The organism is Streptococcus sp. HMSC063B03, from assembly GCF_001836965.1.
Taxonomy (GTDB): Bacteria; Bacillota; Bacilli; order Lactobacillales; family Streptococcaceae; genus Streptococcus; species Streptococcus pneumoniae_F.
Map to the genome: position 1 here is coordinate 35,265 of NZ_KV831045.1, position 22,691 is coordinate 57,955.

At 40.7% G+C, this 22,691-nt stretch carries 22 protein-coding genes; all 22 read left to right on the forward strand.

Annotation, left to right across the window (positions count from 1 at the left end):
- The first annotated feature begins 51 nt into the window (after positions 1 to 51).
- The 22 genes from HMPREF2628_RS04955 (at position 52) to HMPREF2628_RS05060 (ending at position 22,691) form a co-directional block, all read left to right on the forward strand.
- The gene (locus HMPREF2628_RS04955) at positions 52 to 3,150 is read left to right on the forward strand and encodes a pilus expression-regulating Snf2 family helicase (RefSeq protein ID WP_070842503.1); all 3,099 of its coding nucleotides are present in this window, start codon (positions 52 to 54) and stop codon (positions 3,148 to 3,150) included.
- A gap of 47 nt (positions 3,151 to 3,197) precedes the next feature.
- Entirely contained in the window at positions 3,198 to 3,815 is a 618-nt protein-coding gene (locus HMPREF2628_RS04960; RefSeq protein ID WP_070842504.1) for a divisome accessory protein ZapJ, read from the forward strand.
- Positions 3,816 to 3,825: 10 nt separating this feature from the next.
- Positions 3,826 to 5,160, forward strand: coding sequence for a UDP-N-acetylmuramate--L-alanine ligase (murC, locus tag HMPREF2628_RS04965; protein ID WP_020902223.1), 1,335 nt, complete (start codon positions 3,826 to 3,828; stop codon positions 5,158 to 5,160).
- A gap of 9 nt (positions 5,161 to 5,169) precedes the next feature.
- On the forward strand, positions 5,170 to 5,637 hold the full coding sequence (locus tag HMPREF2628_RS04970; protein ID WP_070842505.1) for a GNAT family N-acetyltransferase: 468 nt from the start codon (positions 5,170 to 5,172) through the stop codon (positions 5,635 to 5,637).
- The gene (locus tag HMPREF2628_RS04975; protein WP_070842506.1) at positions 5,634 to 6,128 is read left to right on the forward strand and encodes a GNAT family N-acetyltransferase; all 495 of its coding nucleotides are present in this window, start codon (positions 5,634 to 5,636) and stop codon (positions 6,126 to 6,128) included. Before HMPREF2628_RS04970 ends, HMPREF2628_RS04975 begins: the two co-directional genes overlap by 4 nt.
- A gap of 79 nt (positions 6,129 to 6,207) precedes the next feature.
- Positions 6,208 to 7,899 carry an endolytic transglycosylase MltG gene (mltG, locus tag HMPREF2628_RS04980; protein ID WP_070842507.1) on the forward strand — a complete coding sequence of 564 codons (1,692 nt, stop codon included), beginning with the start codon at positions 6,208 to 6,210 and terminating at the stop codon, positions 7,897 to 7,899.
- Positions 7,900 to 7,959: 60 nt separating this feature from the next.
- A complete protein-coding gene (greA, locus tag HMPREF2628_RS04985; protein ID WP_000818768.1) occupies positions 7,960 to 8,442 on the forward strand; it encodes a transcription elongation factor GreA in 483 nt (160 codons plus the stop codon).
- A gap of 186 nt (positions 8,443 to 8,628) precedes the next feature.
- Positions 8,629 to 9,993: an amino acid permease gene (locus tag HMPREF2628_RS04990; protein WP_070842508.1), complete on the forward strand. Its 1,365-nt coding sequence runs from the start codon at positions 8,629 to 8,631 to the stop codon at positions 9,991 to 9,993.
- 100 nt (positions 9,994 to 10,093) lie between these two features.
- The gene (locus HMPREF2628_RS04995) at positions 10,094 to 10,504 is read left to right on the forward strand and encodes a GNAT family N-acetyltransferase (RefSeq protein WP_080983321.1); all 411 of its coding nucleotides are present in this window, start codon (positions 10,094 to 10,096) and stop codon (positions 10,502 to 10,504) included.
- Between the two features lie 382 nt (positions 10,505 to 10,886).
- Positions 10,887 to 11,732: an ABC transporter ATP-binding protein gene (locus HMPREF2628_RS05000; protein ID WP_080977898.1), complete on the forward strand. Its 846-nt coding sequence runs from the start codon at positions 10,887 to 10,889 to the stop codon at positions 11,730 to 11,732.
- Positions 11,733 to 11,747: 15 nt separating this feature from the next.
- A complete protein-coding gene (locus HMPREF2628_RS05005) occupies positions 11,748 to 12,476 on the forward strand; it encodes an ABC transporter permease (protein ID WP_049543346.1) in 729 nt (242 codons plus the stop codon).
- Positions 12,477 to 12,859: 383 nt separating this feature from the next.
- Positions 12,860 to 13,069 carry a helix-turn-helix transcriptional regulator gene (locus tag HMPREF2628_RS05010; RefSeq protein WP_001107500.1) on the forward strand — a complete coding sequence of 70 codons (210 nt, stop codon included), beginning with the start codon at positions 12,860 to 12,862 and terminating at the stop codon, positions 13,067 to 13,069.
- The gene (locus tag HMPREF2628_RS05015; protein WP_070842509.1) at positions 13,059 to 13,547 is read left to right on the forward strand and encodes a DUF6773 family protein; all 489 of its coding nucleotides are present in this window, start codon (positions 13,059 to 13,061) and stop codon (positions 13,545 to 13,547) included. Before HMPREF2628_RS05010 ends, HMPREF2628_RS05015 begins: the two co-directional genes overlap by 11 nt.
- Positions 13,548 to 13,662: 115 nt before the next feature.
- Positions 13,663 to 15,123 carry a nicotinate phosphoribosyltransferase gene (locus tag HMPREF2628_RS05020; RefSeq protein WP_070842510.1) on the forward strand — a complete coding sequence of 487 codons (1,461 nt, stop codon included), beginning with the start codon at positions 13,663 to 13,665 and terminating at the stop codon, positions 15,121 to 15,123.
- On the forward strand, positions 15,120 to 15,944 hold the full coding sequence (nadE, locus tag HMPREF2628_RS05025; RefSeq protein WP_070842511.1) for an ammonia-dependent NAD(+) synthetase: 825 nt from the start codon (positions 15,120 to 15,122) through the stop codon (positions 15,942 to 15,944). Before HMPREF2628_RS05020 ends, nadE begins: the two co-directional genes overlap by 4 nt.
- Positions 15,945 to 16,392: 448 nt before the next feature.
- Positions 16,393 to 16,941, forward strand: coding sequence for a GNAT family N-acetyltransferase (locus HMPREF2628_RS05030; RefSeq protein WP_049552283.1), 549 nt, complete (start codon positions 16,393 to 16,395; stop codon positions 16,939 to 16,941).
- A 166-nt stretch (positions 16,942 to 17,107) separates the two neighbouring features.
- Positions 17,108 to 17,818: a thiol-disulfide oxidoreductase-associated membrane protein CcdA2 gene (ccdA2, locus tag HMPREF2628_RS05035; protein WP_070842512.1), complete on the forward strand. Its 711-nt coding sequence runs from the start codon at positions 17,108 to 17,110 to the stop codon at positions 17,816 to 17,818.
- 13 nt (positions 17,819 to 17,831) lie between these two features.
- Entirely contained in the window at positions 17,832 to 18,395 is a 564-nt protein-coding gene (locus HMPREF2628_RS05040) for a redoxin family protein (protein WP_070842513.1), read from the forward strand.
- Positions 18,396 to 18,404: 9 nt separating this feature from the next.
- Positions 18,405 to 19,517 (forward strand): peptide-methionine (R)-S-oxide reductase MsrB, encoded by a 1,113-nt coding sequence (gene msrB, locus HMPREF2628_RS05045; protein WP_070842514.1) that lies wholly within the window; start codon positions 18,405 to 18,407, stop codon positions 19,515 to 19,517.
- Between the two features lie 70 nt (positions 19,518 to 19,587).
- Positions 19,588 to 20,325 carry a response regulator transcription factor gene (locus HMPREF2628_RS05050; protein WP_004261873.1) on the forward strand — a complete coding sequence of 246 codons (738 nt, stop codon included), beginning with the start codon at positions 19,588 to 19,590 and terminating at the stop codon, positions 20,323 to 20,325.
- The gene (locus HMPREF2628_RS05055; RefSeq protein WP_070842515.1) at positions 20,322 to 22,013 is read left to right on the forward strand and encodes a cache domain-containing sensor histidine kinase; all 1,692 of its coding nucleotides are present in this window, start codon (positions 20,322 to 20,324) and stop codon (positions 22,011 to 22,013) included. The genes HMPREF2628_RS05050 and HMPREF2628_RS05055 overlap by 4 nt, the downstream gene beginning before the upstream one ends.
- 114 nt (positions 22,014 to 22,127) lie before the next feature.
- The gene (locus HMPREF2628_RS05060; protein WP_000659517.1) at positions 22,128 to 22,691 is read left to right on the forward strand and encodes a TIGR01440 family protein; all 564 of its coding nucleotides are present in this window, start codon (positions 22,128 to 22,130) and stop codon (positions 22,689 to 22,691) included.

Consider the following 22,691-nt stretch of genomic DNA (forward strand, 5'->3'; position numbering starts at 1 on the left):
TTTCATAGGGGAAAATATGGTATAATAAAAAGATAAGGTAAAGGTAAAAATATGGCTAAATTGATTCCGGGGAAAGTCCGTATCGAAGGCGTTGCCCTTTATGAAACTGGTAAAGTTGACATCATCAAGGAAAAGAATAATCGGCTCTACGCTCGCGTCGCAGAAGAAGAACTGCGCTATAGTTTAGAGGATGATTTGGTTTTTTGTGCCTGCGATTTTTTCCAAAAGAGGGGCTACTGTGTGCATTTGGCAGCGTTGGAGCATTTTCTAAAAAATGATGAGCGTGGTCAGGAAATCTTGCAGAGTCTGGAAGAAGGTCATGAAGAAAAAGAGGCCGTTGAAACCAAGGTGACCTTGGGTGGCAAATTTTTGGACCGAATCTTGTCTCCAAAATCAGAACGCGCCTATGAGTTGTCGGCTGTGGGACAAGTGGAAGCAGGAAGCAACCATATCTTGTGGACCCTGAGAATCGGGCAAATCAATAGCCAAAAATACTACGTTATTCGGGATATTCCGCTCTTTTTAAAAGTCGTCGAGAAGAGAAAACCTTATATGATTGGTAAAACTTATGAGGAGTCTCTGTCTTGGGAAGCCTTTGATGAGGCCAGCCAAGAACTTCTGACTTTCTTGCGCGGACTAGTAGAGGAAGGACTTAGTCCAGAGCTTTTTTTCCAAAACCAAGGTCGGCACCTCTTTTTTCCTCTGACCTTTTTTGAGCAGGGTGTGAATTTGCTGATGACCTTGCCGCATTTTCAATTTGACCATCAAGTGGATAGCTACCAGACTCTGCTTTTTCAGGATTTGCATGCGGATGCCAATATATTTGCCTTTACAGTAACAGAATACTCGGATTATTTTGAAATGGAAATCAGTGAGAGTCCAAGGGTCAATGTTTTTTATCAGGGAGCTGTGCTGTTCCATAAAGGACAGGTTTATTTTCTAACAGACCAGCAGATGCGTCTTCTCAAGGAAATCAAAGCGCTGCCTTTGGATCAACATGGAAAGAAATACCTGCAATTTGATAGTAGTGATCGAGACAAATTGGCTTCCTGTCTAACGCTCTTTGGCCAAACGGGCACCGTTTCAGCTCCAGAACGTCTACAAATCAAAACTTTTGCCCCCTCTTTTTACTTTGACAGGGAAGAGGATAATCGGATTCGTTTACAAATTCAGTTTGATTATGGAGACAGGAAGGTATCTAGCCGACAAGAGCTAGAAGAATTACCTTTTTCGAGTGATGCTGACTTAGAAGAAAGAGTTTTCCAAGTCGGTTTGGCAGCTGGATTTGAAGCAGACTTTCAATCTTGGCGTCAGGCTTTAAAAGCAGAGTCTGTTTATCATTTCTTCCATGACATCATTCCAGTTTTTGAAAAACTCGGGAATGTTGATTTATCAGACAAGCTAGAAGAACTCTATAACCTAGCAAGCCCTCAAGTGCAGATTGCTTCCAAGGGAGGTCTCTTGGAAATCCAATTTGATTTTCAAGATATTGCCCAAGAGGAAATTGACCAAGCCATGCAGGCCTTGGTTAATAATCAAGATTTTTACATTGATTCGTCCAATCAAGTCTACTTTTTCGATGAAGAAACCAAGAAAATTCGCCAAAATTTACAGGAACTAGGGCAGTTTGAATTAAAAGATGGGGCCATGCAGGCTCGGAAATCTTTAGCTTATAGTTTAGCTCATCTCTTTGAAGGACGTGACCGTGTTTCTTTTTCACAAGAATTCCAGAATTTGGCCCACGATTTGACGCATCCAGAGGACTTTCCTAGACAAGCAACTCAGGTTCAGGCTGATTTGCGGGATTATCAGGAAAAGGGAATCAGCTGGTTACAAATGCTCTATCACTATGGTTTTGGTGGGATTTTGGCTGATGATATGGGACTTGGTAAAACCCTACAGATCATTGCTTTTTTGACCAGTCAAGTGACAAAAGAAAGTCGGGTCTTGATTTTAGCTCCGTCAGGTTTAATCTATAACTGGGCAGATGAGTTTCAGAAATTTGCCCCACAGTTGGATGTGGCTGTTGTTCATGGTTTGAAAGCTAGTCGTGAAGAGATTCTTGTTGAAAGCCATCAAATCTATGTGACGAGCTATGCTACCTTCCGTCAGGACAGTGAACTTTATCAGGGAATGGCCTTTGACTTCCTTTTCTTAGATGAGGCTCAGGTCATGAAGAACGCCCAGACCAAGATTGCTCAGACCTTGAGACAATTTGTGGTGCCGTCAGTCTTTGCTCTTTCAGGAACTCCTATTGAAAACCATCTGGGTGAGTTGTGGTCTATTTTCCAAATCGTCATGCCAGGACTTCTGCCAAGCAAGAAAGAATTTATGAAATTGCCAGCTGAGCGTGTTGCTCAGTTTATCAAACCTTTCGTGATGCGGCGCAAGAAAGAAGAAGTTCTGACTGAATTGCCAGACTTGATTGAAGTGGTTTATAAGAATGAACTGGAAGACCAGCAAAAGGCTATCTATCTAGCTCAGTTGCAACAGATGAGAGACCGTCTGGCTCAAGTGTCAGATCAGGAATTTCAGCGAAGTCGTGTGGAAATTTTATCTGGTCTGATGCGCTTGCGCCAAATCTGTGATACGCCTGCCCTCTTTATGGAAGATTATCAGGGTGCCAGTGGTAAACTGGATAGTCTTCGAGACTTGCTGGTACAGGTGGCAGATGGTGGACACCGTGTCTTGATTTTCTCACAGTTCAAGGGAATGTTGGAGAAAATTGAACAAGAACTGCCAGACTTGGGCTTGACTTCCTTTAAAATTACGGGTTCAACCCCAGCCAAGGAAAGACAAGACATGACCAAGGCCTTTAACCAAGGGGAAAGAGATGCCTTTCTGATTTCCCTTAAGGCTGGTGGTGTCGGTCTGAACCTGACAGGTGCTGATACAGTGATCTTGGTTGACCTTTGGTGGAATCCTGCGGTGGAAGCGCAAGCCATTGGCCGTGCCCATCGGATGGGTCAGGAAGAAACGGTTGAGGTTTATCGCTTGGTGACCAAGGGAACCATTGAAGAAAAAATTCAGGAACTCCAAGAACAGAAGAAACATCTGGTGTCACAAGTATTGGATGGCACAGAGTCACGTGGCAGTCTGACCTTAGCAGAAATTAGAGAAATTTTGGGAATTTCTGAAGCAAGCACTTGAAAAATCAAGACAATACGCTATAATGAAGTGTTGAAAGGAAATAGAAAATGAGAGAAGAACGATTTCCATTGGTGTCAGATGACGAGGTCATGCTGACTGAGATGCCGGTTATGGACCTCTATGATGAGTCTGACTTTATCAGTAATATCAAGGGAGAATACCGTGATAAGAATTATCTGGAGTGGGCCCCTATTACTGAAGAAAAACCAGTAAAACAGATTGAAAAGCTAGTAGAGAAACCTAAGAAGGCTGGCTTAGGAGTAAAAAAAGAAGGAAAAAGCTATGCGGAGGTGGCGCGTGAAGAAGCGCGTGCGGACTTGAAAAAGAAACGCTCAGCAAGTTATCTGACTAAGGATATTACTCCTACAAGGCGCCCTTCTCAGCAACGTTTGGATAGACAGGGCAATCAACCTACTGCGCCTTTCCAAAAGGAAAATCCTGGTGAATTTGTTAAATATAGTCAAAAATTGACCCAGTCTCATTACATCTTGGCGGAAGAAGTGAGCAATATGTCGACTCAAGCTGAGCCAAAAGAAACTTCAGGCCCAAAGAAAAACAATTATGATTTTCTGAAGAAGAGCCAAATCTACAATAAAAAGAATCAACAAAAAGAACAAGAACGTCAGGTTGCTCAAGAGTTGAATCTGACAAGAATTACAGAATAGGGGAGAAAACATGTCAAAGACATATCATTTTATCGGAATTAAGGGATCAGGGATGAGTGCCTTGGCTTTGATGTTGCACCAAATGGGGCATAAGGTACAGGGATCAGATGTTGAAAAGTACTACTTTACTCAACGTGGTCTTGAGCAGGCAGGAATTACCATTCTTCCTTTTGATGAAAAGAATCTAGACGGTGATATGGAAATTATCGCTGGAAATGCCTTTCGTCCAGATAACAATGTCGAAATTGCCTATGCAGACCAAAATGGCATTAGCTACAAACGCTACCATGAGTTCCTAGGTAGCTTTATGCGCGACTTTGTTAGCATGGGAGTAGCTGGAGCACATGGAAAAACTTCAACTACAGGTATGTTGTCTCATGTCTTGTCTCATATCACAGATACTAGCTTCTTGATTGGAGATGGAACAGGTCGTGGTTCAGCCAATGCCAAATATTTTGTCTTTGAATCTGACGAATATGAGCGTCACTTCATGCCTTACCACCCAGAATACTCTATTATCACCAACATTGACTTTGACCATCCAGACTATTTCACAAGTCTAGAGGATGTTTTCAATGCCTTTAACGACTATGCTAAACAAATTACCAAAGGTTTGTTTATCTACGGTGAAGATGCTGAATTGCGTAAGATTACGTCTGATGCTCCGATTTATTACTATGGTTTTGAAGCAGAAGGTAATGACTTTGTCGCTAGTGATCTTCTTCGTTCAACAACTGGTTCAACCTTCACAGTTCATTTCCGTGGTCAAGAATTAGGGCAATTCCACATTCCAACCTTTGGTCGTCACAATATCATGAATGCGACAGCCGTTATTGGTCTTCTTTACACAGCAGGATTTGATTTGAACTTGGTGCGTGAACACTTGAAAACATTTGCCGGTGTTAAGCGTCGTTTCACTGAGAAAATTGTCAATGATACGGTGATTATCGATGACTTTGCCCACCATCCAACAGAAATTATTGCGACCTTGGATGCGGCTCGTCAGAAATACCCAAGCAAGGAAATTGTAGCAGTCTTCCAACCGCATACTTTTACAAGAACCATTGCCTTGTTGGACGAATTTGCCCACGCTTTGAACCAAGCGGATGCTGTTTATCTAGCCCAAATTTATGGATCTGCTCGTGAAGTAGACCATGGTGATGTTAAGGTAGAAGACCTAGCCAATAAAATCAATAAGAAACACCAAGTGATTACTGTTGAAAATGTTTCTCCACTCCTAGACCATGACAATGCTGTTTACGTCTTTATGGGAGCAGGAGATATCCAAACCTATGAATATTCATTCGAGCGTCTCTTGTCTAACCTGACAAGCAATGTTCAATAGGAAGTTCTCATGGAAATTCCAATTAAAATCATTCGGGCAAGTAAGTCTGATTTAACTGAGATAGAGGCACTTCAGGCCTCATCTTTTCCAGCTGAAAAGCAGCAACCTTCCCATATTTTAGAAGAAAGTATCCGTAAGTGTGCGGATACCTTTCTTCTAGCTAGGGATGAAAATCAGCTTCTGGGCTATGTTCTAGGCGATCCTCAGCCACATAATCCGCAATGTCTAGAAATGCATTCTTTAGTCATTGACTCTGGCCATCAGAGACAGGGCTTGGGCACGCTTCTTCTTGCAGCCTTGAAAGAGGTGGCGGTTGAGCTGGATTACAAAGCTATTCGTTTGAAGAGTCCTGATGAGTTGCTTTCCTATTTTGAAATGAACGGTTTTATTGATGAGGAAGAAGCAACTTCGCTTTATGTAGCTAGTCAAGGTTTTAGTATGATTTGGTTTAATCTCTTTTATCTGGAGGCGCAATGAAAATCAGGAAAGCAAGATTAGAAGATTTAGATCGTATCGTTGAGATTGAACTAGAAAATTTCTCGATTGAAGAAGCCATTCCTCGCTCGGTTTTTGAAGCTCATTTGCGAGAGATTCGGACCTCTTTTCTGGTTGCAGAAAAAGAAGGTAGAATCATGGGGTATATAGAAGGGCCAGTTGCACCACACCGCCATCTGCAAGATCAGTCTTTTACAGAAGAGATAGAAGATTATAGTCATGAGTCTGGTGGTTATATCTCTGTGACCTGTCTTTCTATTGCCAAAGAATCACAGGGACTTGGACTTGGTAAAAAATTACTAACAGCCTTGAAAGAACTGGCTCTTGAACACGAAAGAGAAGGCATTAACCTAACCTGTCATGACTATCTCATCGCCTACTACGAAAAGCATGGATTTGTCAATGAAGGCCAGTCCCAGTCAACCTTTGCAGGGGAAACATGGTATGATATGGTCTGGGAAGCTAAAAAATAAGCTGGAAAAGCATGCTAGGTTGCTTTTCTTTCGTTTTTAAGATATAATATTATGGACTGTCAACAAGGAGGTAAATCTTTTGAGTGAAAATCCAAAAGAAGAAAAATTAAGCTTTAAAGAGCAGATTTTACGTGATTTAGAGAGAGTAAAAAAACAAGATAGAAGTGAGCAAGAAAACGAGATTACAAGTTTTGAAACTCCTTCGTCTCCAGAAAATTCAGTAGTTCCTTCAACTCAGGACAACGAACCTTCAGCAGAAGAGTTGATGGCTAATTCTCTCTCAGTTGTGGATCAAATATTAAAGAACGCTCCTAGTGTTCCGTCACGTTCTAATAATATTTCGGATGAAATTGCAGGAAATGAAGAAGTTGCAGAACCTAAAATTGAAGCGGTAGTTGAACCAGTAGAACCTGTTTTCGAGCCAGTTCAACCAAAAGTAGAACCTGTAAAACTTAACGAAGACAAAGAATTTAACGAGATTCCAACAAAGGTTGCGGTGTCGTATAAAACAAGTAGACAACAGGAAGAAGTTAGTACTCCTGCAGTGGATAATGAGTTGTCTGAGTTAGCTGAATCGGCAGATAGCCTAGGTTCAGTTCCTAGACGTAGTCGCCGTGAGACGGTTAAACCAGTTAAGAAGAAAAAATCACATTTGAAGGCATTCTTCATTTCTCTACTGATTTTCCTAGCCTTGATTTCGGCAGGTGGTTACTTCGGTTATCAGTATGTTCAGTCATCCTTGCTACCTGTTGATGCAAATTCTAAGGAATATGTGACTGTTCAAATTCCAGAAGGAGCCAATGTCCAAGAAATCGGATCAACTCTTGAGCATTCTGGTGTGATTAAACACGGTGTGATTTTTGCTTTCTATGCAAAATATAAGAATTATTCAGATTTGAAGGCTGGATATTACAATTTGCAAAAGAGCATGAGTACAGAGGACATCATTAAGGAACTGCAAAAAGGTGGTACACCTGAACCTCAGGCTCCATCTCTTGCAAACTTGACAATTCCAGAAGGATATACGATTGATCAAATTGCCCAAGCTGTAGGCCAATTACAAGGTGAATTTAAAGAACCTTTGACAGCGGAAACTTTCTTGGCTAAAGTGCAAGATGACAACTTTATCAGTCAAGAAGTTGCTAAATATCCAAACCTACTCGAAAGCTTGCCAACGAAAGAAAGTGGAGCTCGTTACCGTTTGGAAGGTTATCTTTTCCCAGCGACCTACTCTATCAAGGAAAGCACGACTATTGAAAGTTTGATTGATGAGATGCTGGCAGCTATGGATAAGACCTTGACTCCGCACTATAGTGCAATTAAGTCTAAGAACTTGACTGTCAATGAATTGCTAACAATTGCTTCACTGGTTGAAAAAGAAGGGGCTAAGACTGAAGACCGTAAGTTGATTGCGGGTGTTTTCTACAACCGCTTGAATCTTGGTATGCCACTTCAAAGCAATATTGCAATCTTGTATGCCCAAGGGAAACTTGGCCAAAATATCAGCCTAGCAGACGATGCTGGAATTGATACATCGATTAATTCACCATACAATGTTTATACAAAACCTGGTTTGATGCCTGGTCCAGTAGATAGTCCAAGTCAGGACGCGATTGAAGCAAGTATCAATCAAACTAAGAGTGAGAACCTATACTTTGTAGCCAATGTTACAGATGGTAAAGTCTATTACGCAGTGACACAGGAAGAACATGATCGTAATGTAGCTGAGCACGTCAATAGCAAACTTACTCAAAATAGTAGTTCAAACTAAGACTACAAACATGAGAATCTCAGATAGAGATTCAATACTATCGAAAGAAAGTTGAGAAAAATGGCAGAAAAAACATATCCTATGACCCTTGAGGAAAAGGAAAAACTAGAAAAAGAATTAGAAGAATTGAAATTGGTCCGCCGACCAGAAGTAGTAGAACGCATTAAGATTGCCCGTTCATACGGTGACCTTTCTGAAAACAGTGAGTATGAAGCAGCTAAGGATGAACAAGCCTTTGTCGAAGGACAAATCTCTAGCTTGGAAACAAAAATCCGTTATGCTGAAATCGTCAATAGTGACTCAGTTGCCCAAGACGAAGTAGCGATTGGTAAAACAGTCACTATCCAAGAAATTGGTGAGGACGAAGAAGAAGTTTATATTATCGTAGGTTCAGCGGGTGCGGATGCCTTTGCAGGTAAAGTTTCAAATGAAAGCCCAATTGGACAAGCCTTGATTGGCAAGAAAACAGGTGACACAGCAACCATTGAAACACCTGTTGGTAGCTATGATGTAAAAATCTTGAAAGTTGAAAAAACAGCCTAAAAACAGAAAAAAGGAGTGGGGAGGCAGTGCGCTTCACTCACTCCTTTTTCCATTTTGCTACTCTTCGAAAATCAAATTCAAACCACGTCAGCGTCACCTTGCCGTACTCAAGTACAGCCTGCGGCTAGCTTCCTAGTTTGCTCTTTGATTTTCATTGAGTATAAATTAAATTGAATTGGAGACTATATGAGTTCAAAGAAGAAAAAAAATAAGATGGAGCGTGGTTTAACTAATCGTCACGTACAGGTTATGGCCATCGCTGGGACAATCGGAACAGGACTCTTTTTGGGAGCAGGTCGCTCAATTAGCCTAACAGGTCCTTCCATTGTACTGATTTATATGATTACTGGGGCTTTCATGTTCCTTATGATGCGTGCAGTTGGGGAAATGCTCTACCAAGACCCTGAGCAACATACCTTTATCAACTTTATCACGCGCCATTTGGGTAAGGGCTGGGGTTATTTCTCGGTTTGGTCCTACTGGCTATCCGTTGTCTTTATCGGTATGGCGGAAATCACTGCTATCTCTCACTATGTTCAGTTCTGGTTTCCTAGCTGGCCAAGTTGGATGATTGAGATTGGATTTTTGACCATTCTAGCCTTGGTCAATCTGATAGCGGTGAAGCTCTTTGGGGAAGTTGAGTTTTGGTTTGCTATGGTCAAGATTGTGGCTATTTTAGCTATGATTGCCACAGGAGTCTTTATGGTCTTGACAGGCTTTAAGACACCTCATGGAGTAGCAAGTTTAGCTAATATTGCCGACAATTTCTCCCTCTTCCCAAATGGTGGAGTGAACTTTGTCATGGCCTTCCAGATGGTTTTCTTTGCTTATCTCATGATTGAGTTTATCGGGGTAACAACTTCTGAAACCAAAAATCCACGTCAGGTCTTGCCAAAGGCTGTTAAGGAAATTCCTTTGCGTATCGCCTTTTTCTACGGTGGTGCCCTCTTAGCCATCATGGCTATCATTCCATGGCGTGAGCTTGCATCGGCTGATTCACCTTTTGTTACAGTATTTGAATTGGCAGGTATCAAGTGGGCAGCAGCCTTGATTAACTTCGTCGTTTTGACATCAGCAGCCTCTGCCCTTAACTCGACCCTCTACTCAACAGGGCGTCATTTGTACCAGATTGCCCATGATTCGCCAAATCCATTCCTAAAAGCGATCAAGGCAGATACCCTTTCTCGCCATAATGTGCCACAAAATGCCATCATTGCCTCAGCGGTTCTGATTGCCCTAGCGGCCTTTATCAATGTCTTGCCAGGTGTTTCGGATGCCTTTGCCTTGATTACGGCATCGTCATCAGGTGTCTATATCGCTATCTATATCTTGATCATGGTGGCTCACCTTAAATACCGCAAGTCACCAGACTTTATGGCGGATGGCTATCTCATGCCCCATTATCGTTTCCTAAATCCTTTAACCATGCTCTTCTTTGCCTTTGTCTTTGTAACTCTCTTTTTACAAGAGTCTACATTTGTCGGAGCAATCGGTTCAGCTATCTGGATTATCGGTTTTGGGATTTACAGCCAGTGGAAATTTAGAAAATAGATTTGAAACTCATCAACTCCGGTTGGTGGGTTTTTGCTAGTTTGACAGTCTATTGAAATAAGACTATAATCAAGCTGTATCAGTTTTCGAGGAGGTTTAGATGTACTTTAGATTGGAAAATAAAGAATCCCATAAATCACAAGAAATAGGGAATCTGATTCGTGTTTATAACCGTTCAAAAAGAGAAGAGGCTGAAAGTGAGCCACTTAATCTTTATGTCGAAGATGAAAAGGGCAATCTCATGGCAGGTTTGATAGCAGAGACTTTTGGAAATTGGCTAGAAATCGAGTATTTATTTGTAAAAGAAGAACTGAGAGGGCAAGGACTCGGTTCAAACCTATTGCAGCAAGCAGAAACTGAAGCTAAGAATCGAAACTGTCGTTTTGCTTTTGTCAATACTTACCAGTTTCAAGCTCCAGATTTTTATAAAATGCATGGCTACAAGGAAGTTTTTACCTTACAAGACTATCCCTACACAGGAAAAAGATTTTATTACCAAAAAGATTTGTAAGGAGAATATGAAATCATAAAGTAAAGAGGGGGCTTGACATAAGTATGGAGGTGGACTAATGGATATGAGTAACTATCGATAAGTAGCAGTTATAATCTACAAATTGTGTCTTTCTAGACGATATTGAGGACAATACAGTCGTAGCTAAGACATTAGATGTGAAATCCTACGATGCTGTAGATGTTTTGAGAAAATTGAATAAGCAGAAAACTCTCTATCATTTAGGTGGTAGAGAGTTTTTTGTTAATAAAATTTTACAAAATGACATTTATATATTGCATTAAGTTAGATATATGATATAATGTTGTTAAAAAGAGGCGCAACTTTTTAAAATTAATGAGAATCAAAGAGAAAACCAAGAATGTTAATGGAGGAATAAAAAATGGAAGTTATAAATGTAAGTAAGCATTATGCTCATTCAATCATTCTCAAAGATATAAATTTTGCACTTAATAAGGGTGAAATTGTTGGTCTAGTAGGGAGAAACGGAGTTGGCAAGAGTACATTGATGAAAATTCTTGTTCAGAATAATCAACCGACTTCAGGGAATATTATAAGTAGTGATAATGTTGGGTATTTAATCGAAGAACCAAAATTATTTTTATCTAAAACAGGTTTAGAGAATTTAAAATATTTGTCAAATTTATATGGTGTTGACTACAATAAAGAAAGATTTGGAAGTTTGATCCAAGAGTTAGATTTGACTCAGTCTATTAATAAAAAAGTAAAGACCTATTCTTTAGGTACAAAACAAAAATTAGCTTTGCTTCTAACTCTCGTTACGGAACCTGATATATTGATTTTAGATGAACCGACTAATGGTTTAGATATTGAATCATCACAAATAGTTTTAGCAGTTCTAAAAAACTTAGCTTTACATGAAAATGTGGGAATTTTAATATCGAGTCATAAATTAGAAGATATTGAAGAAATTTGTGAGAGGGTCCTTTTCTTGGAGAACGGGCTTTTGACATTCCAAAAAGTAGGAAAAGATAGACATAATTGCTTGTTTGAGATAGCTTTTTCATCAGCTACAGATAAAGACATTTTCCTTACCAAACAAGAATTTGGGGATATTGTTCAGGAAGAGGGACTGAAAATTACTATGTCTGGGAATATTCAAAGTAGTGAGCTTTTTAAATTTTTTAACGAAAACTCTATTAAAGTAGTTGATTTTGAAACTAAAAAAGAGACGCTTAAAGATATTTATCTAAATCGTTCAAAATAAAGGAAGGTTATAATCATGAAATTAAATAAATTGAATTTTCTTAAGGAAAATATAAGAGATTTATATTCATCAGGCGTAATATATCTCGGATTGATTATCTCGTTTATACCGCCGATACTGGTTACATTCTTTATTCTAAAGACTCAAGGGACATCACTTGGTATTAAGCATATTTCAAATTTTTATGCTATGCTCGGTATGTTAATGGCTGTTATACATGCTAACCGAATTATTAGCAGGGATTTTTCTAACAATACGATCAGTTTATTTTATAATCAAAAGAAAAATCGGATGATTTACGTCTTGTCTAATTTTCTATATGCCATCTCAGTTTCTATTATTTATGCTTTGAATGGCATTGTGCTACTAGTCATCGTATGTAAATTGGGTGTTCCAGGTGATTTAGGATTAGATTTTATAGTAGCTATTGTAGTCAATACAATTTTGTTAGTCCTATTTTATTTTCTATTATCTTACATTTTCTATTTATACAAATTGAAAAGTGGCTTGATATTTGGTATTTTAGTTGCTTTACTACTCTTTATCCCTAATATATTAAATACGATTATGATGAATACTAGTAATGATTTGTTTATCAAAGCAATTGAACTTCTTCCTTTTTATTCTTTACCTGTATTTGTGGCTTCAAATACGATGTCTATTAGTCAGTATCTTGTGGTAATCACTACAATCATTTTATTGTACTTTTTCACTCTCAAGAAAAGCAAGAAGTATTCATTTTAGTTTCGTTTAGTATTATTTTGCATACTTAAAACCAGCAAAAAATCAGTCATCTTGGTATGCTCCTTCTCTTGCTGTTCACCACGTTTTTGACTTATACTAGACTCATTTCCAAAAGCATTATATAATAGTAATATGAAACCAACTAAACTAAACAAGAAGTACAAGCAATAAAAACTCGTTTAAAAGATTCTACTAAAGCTAATACTAAACAAAAATAAAAGAGTAAACTAGGAAGTTTATTTCAAACAATCCAACATACTGATTTTAGGTTGAAGATAATATTGGAGTGCTAATTAATGAGGTTATAATAAATAGCTGACAGCTTGTGTTAGTTTTGGATTTTTTAAGAGTAGATGAGTATTAAAACTATAAGGAGGACGCAGGTGGCTAAAAATTTAAAATTAAAATTAGCTCGGGTTGAGCTTGATTTAACTCAAGGTCAACTGGCAGAGGCTGTTGGTGTGACACGCCAGACTATTGGTTTGATAGAGGCAGGGAAATACAATCCCAGTCTCTCGCTCTGCCAGTCCATTTGCAGATGTTTAGGGAAAACCTTAGATCAACTATTTTGGGAGGAAGAAGATGGTAAATAAATTTATTCATTATCAATTACTTGACGAAAGAGAAGAACAACTAATCAATAAAGCTGGAGCGGAATCCTTTACCCTCTTCATTGGGCTTGTGCTTCTAAGCTATTTGGTGGCTGTATTAGCTCCCTCTATTTTTAATCCGAATTTTCTAGTCTATACTCTGATAGTAGGAATTTTCTTCTTTTTCAATCGTGCTCGTTATCTGGGAGTGACCTACTATAGTCGTTTTCATTTTACGATTTTGGGTTGTTTTTTACTAACCTTGGCTATTACGGCTCTTTTGATGTTACAGAATTATCAATTCAACATAGAAATTTATCAGCACAATCCTTTGAATGTTAAATACCTGTCTGCTTGGGCAATTACTTATGTTATTTACCTTCCTTGGGTTTTTATCGGCAATCTTGGTCTGAAGAGCTATGGCGAATGGGCTCAGAAAAAGTTTGAACAAGATATGGATGAATTGGAGAGTGGTGAATAACTTGTTACTCTTTTCTCAATCCAGCTAAAATGTGTTATAATAGTACTAATTTATTGGAATACATGAAAGTTCTTGAAAATTTTCATGGGTTTCTAGCTAAGGAAGTAGGAAAAGTATGTATCCAGATGATAGTTTGACATTGCACACGGACTTGTACCAGATTAACATGATGCAGGTTTACTTTGACCAAGGGATTCACAATAAAAAGGCGGTCTTTGAGGTGTATTTCCGCCAACAGCCTTTTAAGAATGGCTATGCTGTTTTTGCTGGTTTGGAAAGAATTGTGAGTTATCTTGAAGATTTACGTTTTTCAGATAGTGATATTGCCTATTTGGAGTCTCTAGGCTATCATGGGGCATTCTTGGACTATCTCCGCAATTTCAAGTTGGAGTTGACCGTTCGTTCTGCCCAAGAAGGGGACTTGGTCTTTGCTAATGAACCGATTGTGCAGGTGGAAGGTCCTCTAGCCCAATGTCAATTGGTAGAAACGGCCCTTTTGAATATTGTCAACTACCAGACCTTGGTGGCGACTAAGGCAGCTCGTATTCGTTCGGTCATCGAAGATGAACCTTTGATGGAGTTTGGGACACGTCGGGCTCAAGAAATGGATGCGGCTATCTGGGGAACACGCGCAGCGGTGATTGGTGGAGCTAATGGAACCAGCAACGTGCGTGCTGGTAAACTCTTTGATATTCCTGTTTTGGGGACCCATGCTCATGCCTTGGTACAGGTTTATGGCAATGACTACGAGGCTTTCAAGGCTTATGCTGCGACCCACAAAAACTGTGTCTTTCTTGTGGATACATATGACACCCTTCGTATTGGTGTGCCAGCTGCCATTCAGGTGGCGCGTGAGTTGGGGGACCAGATTAACTTTATGGGTGTGCGGATTGACTCTGGGGATATTGCCTACATTTCCAAGAAAGTTCGTCAGCAACTGGACGAGGCTGGATTTACAGAGGCTAAGATTTATGCTTCAAATGATTTGGACGAAAATACCATCCTCAACCTCAAGATGCAAAAGGCCAAGATTGATGTCTGGGGTGTGGGAACTAAGCTGATTACAGCCTATGACCAGCCAGCTCTGGGAGCAGTTTATAAGGTTGTTGCGATTGAAGATGAAAATGGCCAGATGCGCAATACCATCAAGCTGTCAAATAATGCTGAAAAAGTGTCTACACCAGGTAAGAAGCAGGTGTGGCGGATTACCAGTCGTGAAAAAGGCAAGTCAGAAGGAGATTATATCACTTATGACGGTGTGGATGTGAGCGACATGACAGAAATCAAGATGTTCCATCCGACCTATACCTACATCAAGAAGACCGTTCGTAATTTTGATGCCGTTCCTCTCTTGGTGGATATCTTCAAGGACGGGAAATTGATTTACAACTTGCCTAGCTTGACTGAGATTCAGGATTATGCTCGTAAGGAATTTGACAAGCTTTGGGATGAGTACAAGCGTGTGCTCAATCCGCAGCATTATCCAGTGGATTTGGCGCGTGATGTATGGCAAGACAAGATGGACTTGATTGACAAAATGCGTAAGGAAGCCCTTGGTGAAGGAGAAGAAGAATGAGTTTGCAAGAAACGATTATCCAAGAACTGGGCGTGAAACCAGTGATTGATGCTCAGGAAGAAATCCGTCGTTCCATTGACTTCTTAAAAAAATACCTGAAAAAACATCCCTTCCTTAAAACCTTTGTACTAGGGATTTCTGGGGGACAAGACTCGACTTTGGCAGGTCGTTTGGCTCAACTAGCTATGGAAGAACTGCGAGCAGAAACGGGAGACGACAGCTACAAATTTATCGCTGTCCGCTTGCCATACGGAGTACAAGCCGATGAAGCAGATGCTCAAAAAGCCCTAGCCTTTATCCAGCCAGATGTCAGCTTGGTAGTTAATATCAAGGAATCGGCAGATGCCATGACAGTTGCAGTTGAAGCGACAGGTAGTCCTGTTTCAGACTTCAATAAGGGCAATATCAAGGCTCGTTGCCGTATGATTGCTCAGTATGCCCTTGCTGGTTCCCATAGCGGAGCGGTCATTGGAACAGACCATGCTGCGGAAAATATCACAGGCTTTTTTACCAAGTTTGGTGACGGTGGTGCGGATATTCTTCCTCTTTACCGCCTCAATAAACGTCAAGGAAAACAACTCTTGAAGGAACTTGGTGCAGACCCAGCCCTTTATGAAAAAATCCCAACAGCAGATCTAGAAGAAGACAAACCAGGCCTAGCAGACGAAGTGGCCCTTGGAGTCACTTATGAAGAGATTGACGACTACCTAGAAGGCAAAACAATCAGCCCAGAAGCCCAAGTAACAATCGAAAACTGGTGGCATAAAGGCCAACACAAACGCCACTTACCCATCACCGTATTTGATGACTTTTGGGAGTAAAAAGATCCGGGGGACCTTTTTAGCTTCTTGCCCTGAAACTCGAGAGCAAGAATAACCTCCAGTGGAGGTTTTCAGCCTCTCGCCTTGAAATAAGAAAGTGAGAGAAGGTCCGGGGGGCCTTTTTAGCCCGAGTCTAAAAATAGAAAAACGAGGAAGGTTCGGTAACTCACCGAGTTCGATTTTGTCGTTTCACCCCCGCAACGATGACTAGGTTTGAAAAAGCTTGCTAGAGCGTATTTCAAACCAGACAGCGACTGCGTCAAGGAACTAGATGAAAAACTTGTTTTTTAGTTGTTACTGAGTTTAGTCTTTTTACCCTGAGCATGGAAACAGGTAAGCGAAGAAGGTCCGAGAAACCTTTTTAGCTTATTACCTTGAAATTCAAAAGCAAAGCAAATATAAATGGAGATTGGACATAGAATCATCTATCAGAAAGCGAGGTAGTTTCGTGAAATCTATCGGTACACAAACATTACAGACAGAACGTTTGATTTTAAGAAGATTTGTGGAAAGTGATGCAGAAGCCATGTTTCAGAATTGGGCTTCATCCGCTGAGAATCTGACCTATGTCACTTGGGATCCCCATTCTGATGTCGATGTGACTCGAAATTCCATTCGTAATTGGGTTGCCTCTTATACAAATCCCAACTATTACAAATGGGCCATTTGTCTCAAAGAAAAGCCAGAGCAGGTGATAGGAGATATCAGCATCGTTGCAATAGATGAGAACGATTCTTCTTGTGAAATTGGTTATGTGTTAGGCAAGAAATACTGGGGTCATGGTATAATGACGGAGGCCTTGAAAGCTGTCTTGGATTTCTGTTTTACTCAAGCAGGTTTTCAAGATGTCAGAGCACGATATGCTAGTCTCAATCCAGTTTCAGGTCGTGTCATGGAGAAGGCTGGAATGTCCTATCTAAAGACTATTACCAATGGTGTAGAGAGAAAAGGCTATCTTGCGGACCTTATTTATTATCAGATAAGTATGGAAGACTAGTGAAGTTTCTTTTCAGTTTCCATCAAAGTCAGACCTTGTCTGGCTTTTTTTGAACCATTTTTTACATAACCTGATTAAATTCCTATTTTTCCCTATCATTGTCCCTGTTTTTTCTGGAGTTTTAGGGCTATAATAGTCCTATCAAATCAAAGAATGGAGGAAGGCAATGGATAATATAATCTTTTTAATCAGTGTTTTTCTTGCTGGAATTCTTTCCTTCTTTTCTCCTTGTATTTTACCCTTGTTACCGGTCTATGCAGGGGTCTTGTTGGATGATAAAGATGGTGCTCATATTTCTAGTGGCAAATTTTCAATCTCAGTTGTTAGTTTATTGCGAACTCTAGTTTTTATAATAGGGATTTCCTTTGATTTTATCTTACTAGGCTATGGAGCTGGTTTTTTAGGCAATTTGCTGTATGCTTCTTGGTTTCAGTATGTGACGGGTGCGGTTATCATTCTCTTGGGATTACACCAGATGGAAGTCTTACATTTGAAGGGGCTCTACAAGGAAAGAAGGCTACAATTAAAGAGACAGGAGCAAAAGGGTAAGGGCTATAGTCAGGCATTTTTACTGGGGTTGACCTTTAGTTTTGCTTGGACACCTTGTGTGGGGCCGGTTCTGGGTTCTGTTTTGGTCTTGGCAGCTTCAGGTGGCTCAGGTACTTGGCAGGGAGCTGCTCTCATGTTGATTTACACGCTGGGTTTGGCGCTACCATTTTTGGTTCTAGCTCTAGCCTCCAGCTATGTTTTGAAACATTTTCGAAAACTCCATCCTTATCTAGGAACCCTCAAAAAAGTGGGTGGTTTCCTCATAATCGTAATGGGAATTTTGGTGCTTTTGGGAAATACGTCTATTTTGACTACATTATTTGAATAGAGAGGAAGAAGAAATGAAAAAATGGCAAACATGTCTCCTTGGAGTCGGCTCAATTTGTTGCTTGGCAGCCTGTTCGGCTAAAAACATGCCAGACGAATCTACTATGAAGGAGCAAACCAAAACAGAACAAGTCAGTGCGCAAACTGCTACTAAAGGTCAGGCGGTTGCTGATTTCGAACTGACGGGAGTAGATGGCAAGACCTACCGTTTATCTGATTACAAGGGCAAGAAAGTCTATCTCAAATTCTGGGCTTCTTGGTGTTCCATCTGTCTAGCCAGCCTTCCAGATACGGACGAAATTGCTAAGGATGCTGGAGACGACTATGTGGTCTTGACAGTGGTGTCTCCTGGACACAAGGGGGAACAAGCTGAAGCAGACTTTAAGAACTGGTACAAGGGCTTGGATTATAAAAATTTCCCAGTTCTAATTGATCCGTCAGGCAAACTTTTGGAAAGTTATGGTGTTCGTTCTTACCCAACTCAAGCCTTTATAGACAAGGAAGGCAAGCTGGTTAAAACGCAACCTGGTTTTATGGACAAGGATATGATTTTAAAAACATTGAAAGAAATGGGGTAGAGAAAGGCCATGAATGATAAAGTAAAATTGTTTGTCTTGGCAGGAATATTTTTCCTAGCCATAAGCGGTTTCTATTTTCTATTGATGCGAAATGCAGGGCAGACAGATAGCTCGCAAATTGAGAAAGCATCAGTTAGCCAAGGAGGAAAAATAGTGAAACAAACAGAAGTGAGTAAAGATGCAGATTTGCATGAAATTTATCTAGCTGGAGGCTGTTTCTGGGGAGTGGAGGAATACTTCTCACGCGTTCCCGGAGTGACAGATGCCGTTTCAGGCTATGCAAACGGTAGAGGGGAAACAACCAAGTACGAATTGATTAACCAAACAGGACATGCGGAGACTGTCCATGTCACCTATGATGCCAAGCAAATTTCCCTCAAGGAAATCCTGCTTCATTACTTCCGCATTATCAATCCAACCAGCAAAAATAAACAAGGAAATGATGTGGGGACCCAGTACCGTACCGGTGTTTATTACACAGATGAAAAGGATTTGGAGGTAATTAACCAAGTATTTGATGAGGTGGCTAAGAAATACGACCAACCTTTGGCAGTTGAGAAGGAGAACTTGAAGAATTTTGTGGTGGCTGAGGATTACCATCAAGATTATCTGAAGAAAAATCCAAATGGCTACTGCCATATCAATGTCAATCAGGCTGCCTACCCCGTCATTGATGCCAGCAAATATCCTAAACCAAGCGATGAAGAATTGAAAAAGACCCTGTCACCTGAGGAGTATGCAGTTACCCAGAAAAATCAAACAGAACGGGCTTTCTCAAACCGCTATTGGGATAAATTTGAATCTGGTATCTATGTGGATGTGGCAACTGGCGAACCCCTCTTTTCATCAAAGGACAAGTTTGAGTCTGGTTGTGGTTGGCCTAGTTTCACCCAACCTATCAGCCCAGATGTTGCCACCTACAAGGAAGATAAGTCTTACAATATGACGCGTATGGAAGTGCGGAGCCGAGTTGGAGATTCTCACCTTGGCCATGTCTTTACAGATGGGCCTCAGGACAAGGGTGGCTTACGCTACTGTATCAATAGTCTCTCAATCCGTTTTATTCCCAAAGACCAAATGGAAGAAAAAGGCTACGCTTATTTACTAGATTATGTCGATTAAGAGGGCTTTCCTAAGCAGTTAGAGGAGAATTTTGCTATACTGATACTAGTAAGTGACAAAGGAGAGAAGCATGACCTACACAATCTTAATCGTAGAGGATGAATATCTGGTAAGACAAGGCTTGACCAAGCTGGTCAATGTAGCGGCCTACGATATGGAAATTATCGGTCAAGCTGAAAATGGAAGACAGGCTTGGGAATTGATACAAAAGCAGGTGCCGGATATCATTCTAACCGATATCAACATGCCTCAGCTAAATGGCATCCAGTTAGCCAGTCTGGTCCGAGAAACCTATCCTCAGGTGCATTTGGTCTTTTTAACAGGTTACGATGATTTTGATTATGCTTTGTCTGCTGTCAAACTAGGTGTGGACGATTATCTGCTCAAGCCCTTTTCTCGTCAGGATATTGAGGAAATGTTGGGGAAAATCAAGCAAAAGTTGGATAAGGAAGAAAAGGAAGAGCAATTACAAGATTTATTGACCGATAAGTTTGAGGGAAATATGGCCCAGAAAATCCAGTCCCATCTGGCTGATAGCCAATTTAGTTTAAAGTCTTTGGCCAGTGACTTGGGCTTTAGTCCGACTTATCTGAGTTCCTTGATTAAGAAAGAGTTGGGCCTACCTTTTCAGGATTATTTGGTGCGAGAACGTGTCAAACAGGCCAAGCTCTTGCTTTTAACTACGGATCTGAAAATTTACGAGATTGCAGAGAAGGTTGGTTTTGAAGATATGAACTACTTTACCCAACGTTTTAAACAGATTGCAGGTGTGACACCTCGTCAGTTTAAGAAGGGGGAAGGTCGATGAAGCGTTCTTCACTCCTAGTTAGAATGGTTATTTCTATCTTTCTGGTCTTTCTCATTCTCCTAGCTCTGGTTGGGACTTTCTACTATCAATCTAGTTCTTCAGCCATTGAGGCTACCATTGAAGGCAATAGCCAAACGACTATCAGCCAGACTAGTCACTTTATCCATTCTTATATCAAAAAATTAGAAACCACCTCGACTAGCTTGACCCAGCAGGCGGACGTCCTAGCTTATGCTGAGAACCCCAATCAAGACAAGGTCAAGGGAATTCGAGATCTATTTTTGACCATTTTGAAGGCAGACCAGGACTTGAAAGCTGTTGTACTGGTAACCAAATCTGGTCAGGTCATTTCTACGGATGATAGTGTGCAGATGAAAACTTCCTCAGATATGATGACTGAGGATTGGTACCAAAAGGCTATTCATCAGGGAGCTAAACCAGTTTTAACTCCAGCTCGTAAATCAGATAGCCAGTGGGTCATTTCTGTCACTCAAGAACTTCTTGATGCAAAGGGAGCCAATCTAGGTGTACTTCGTTTGGATATTTCCTATGAAACTCTGGAAGCCTATCTCAACCAACTCCAGTTGGGTCAGCAGGGCTTTGCCTTTATCATCAATGAAAACCATGAATTTGTTTATCATCCTCAACATACAGTTTATAGTTCGTCTAGCGAAATGGAGGCCATGAAACCCTATATTGATACAGGACAGGGTTATACGTTAGACCATCAATCCTATGTCAGTCAAGAAAAGATTGCAGGAACTGATTGGACGGTGCTGGGCGTGTCTTCACTGGAGAAGCTAGACAAGGTTCGGAGTCAACTCATGTGGACCTTGCTCGGTGCTAGCGTTACATCTCTTCTGGCCTGTCTCTGTTTGGTGTGGTTCAGTCTTAAACGCTGGATTGCCCCTTTGAAGGATTTGAGAGAAACAATGTTGGAAATTGCTTCTGGTGCTCAAAATCTTCGTGCCAAAGAAGCTGGTGCCTATGAACTGAGAGAAGTGACTCGTCAGTTTAATGCCATGTTGGATCAGATTGATCAGCTGATGGCAGATGTGCGCAAACAGGAAGAAACGACCCGTCAGTATGAACTTCAAGCCTTGTCGAGTCAGATTAACCCCCATTTCCTCTACAATACTTTGGACACCATCATCTGGATGGCTGAATTTCAGGATAGTCAGCGAGTGGTTCAGGTGACCAAGTCCTTGGCGACTTATTTCCGCCTAGCGCTCAATCAGGGTAAAGATTTGATTTGCCTGTCTGACGAAATTAACCATGTCCGCCAGTATCTCTTTATCCAGAAACAACGCTATGGCGATAAGCTGGAATACGAAATTAATGAAAATCCTGCCTTCGATAATCTAGTCTTGCCCAAGCTGGTGTTGCAACCTCTAGTAGAAAATGCTCTTTACCATGGCATCAAGGAGAAAGAAGGTCAGGGTCATATTAGAGTCTCTGTCCAGAAACAGGATTCAGGATTGGTCATCCGCATTGAGGATGATGGAGTTGGCTTCCAAGATGCTAGCGATAGTAGTCAAAGTCAGCTCAAACGTGGGGGAGTTGGTCTTCAAAATGTTGATCAACGGCTCAAACTTCATTTTGGAGAAAACTATCAGATGAAGATCGATTCTGTCCCTTTAAAAGGTACGACAGTTGAAATATACATAAATAGAATAGAAACTAGCTAACTCCCAGTTCATTCTGGGAGTTTTATGCGTAATTGGGCAAGCTTTCTAGGTTGTCTATCTTGCTAAAAAGTAGAAAAAACGATATGATAGATAATGACAAAAGAGGTATCAAGTATGAAGGAAAAAGACATTCAAAGAGAAACAAGCCAGATTGTAAAAGATGTATTAGAAAAGGCCAATTTGAAGCAAGGATCCATCTTTGTTTTGGGCCTTTCTTCTAGTGAAGTGATAGGTGGTCAGATTGGCAAGGAATCCAGCCAAGAAATTGGGGAAATCATTGTGAAGACCATTCTAGACATCCTAGAGGAAAAAGGAATTCATCTAGCTGTTCAAGGTTGTGAACATGTCAATCGGGCCCTCGTCGTTGAACGTCAGGTGGCAGAGCAGTTTGGTCTGGAAATCGTCAGTGTCCTTCCTACCCTTCATGCAGGAGGTTCAGGTCAGTTGGCAGCCTTCAAGTTTATGCAAGATCCAGTTGAGGTTGAATTTATCAAGGCTCATGCTGGATTGGATATCGGAGACACTGCAATTGGTATGCATGTCAAGCATGTTCAGGTTCCGATTCGCCCTCTTTTGAGAGAAATTGGGCATGCCCATGTAACGGCTCTTGCTAGTCGTCCAAAATTAATTGGAGGTGCGCGTGCGCACTATCCGCAAGATTCTATTAGAAAGTCATAA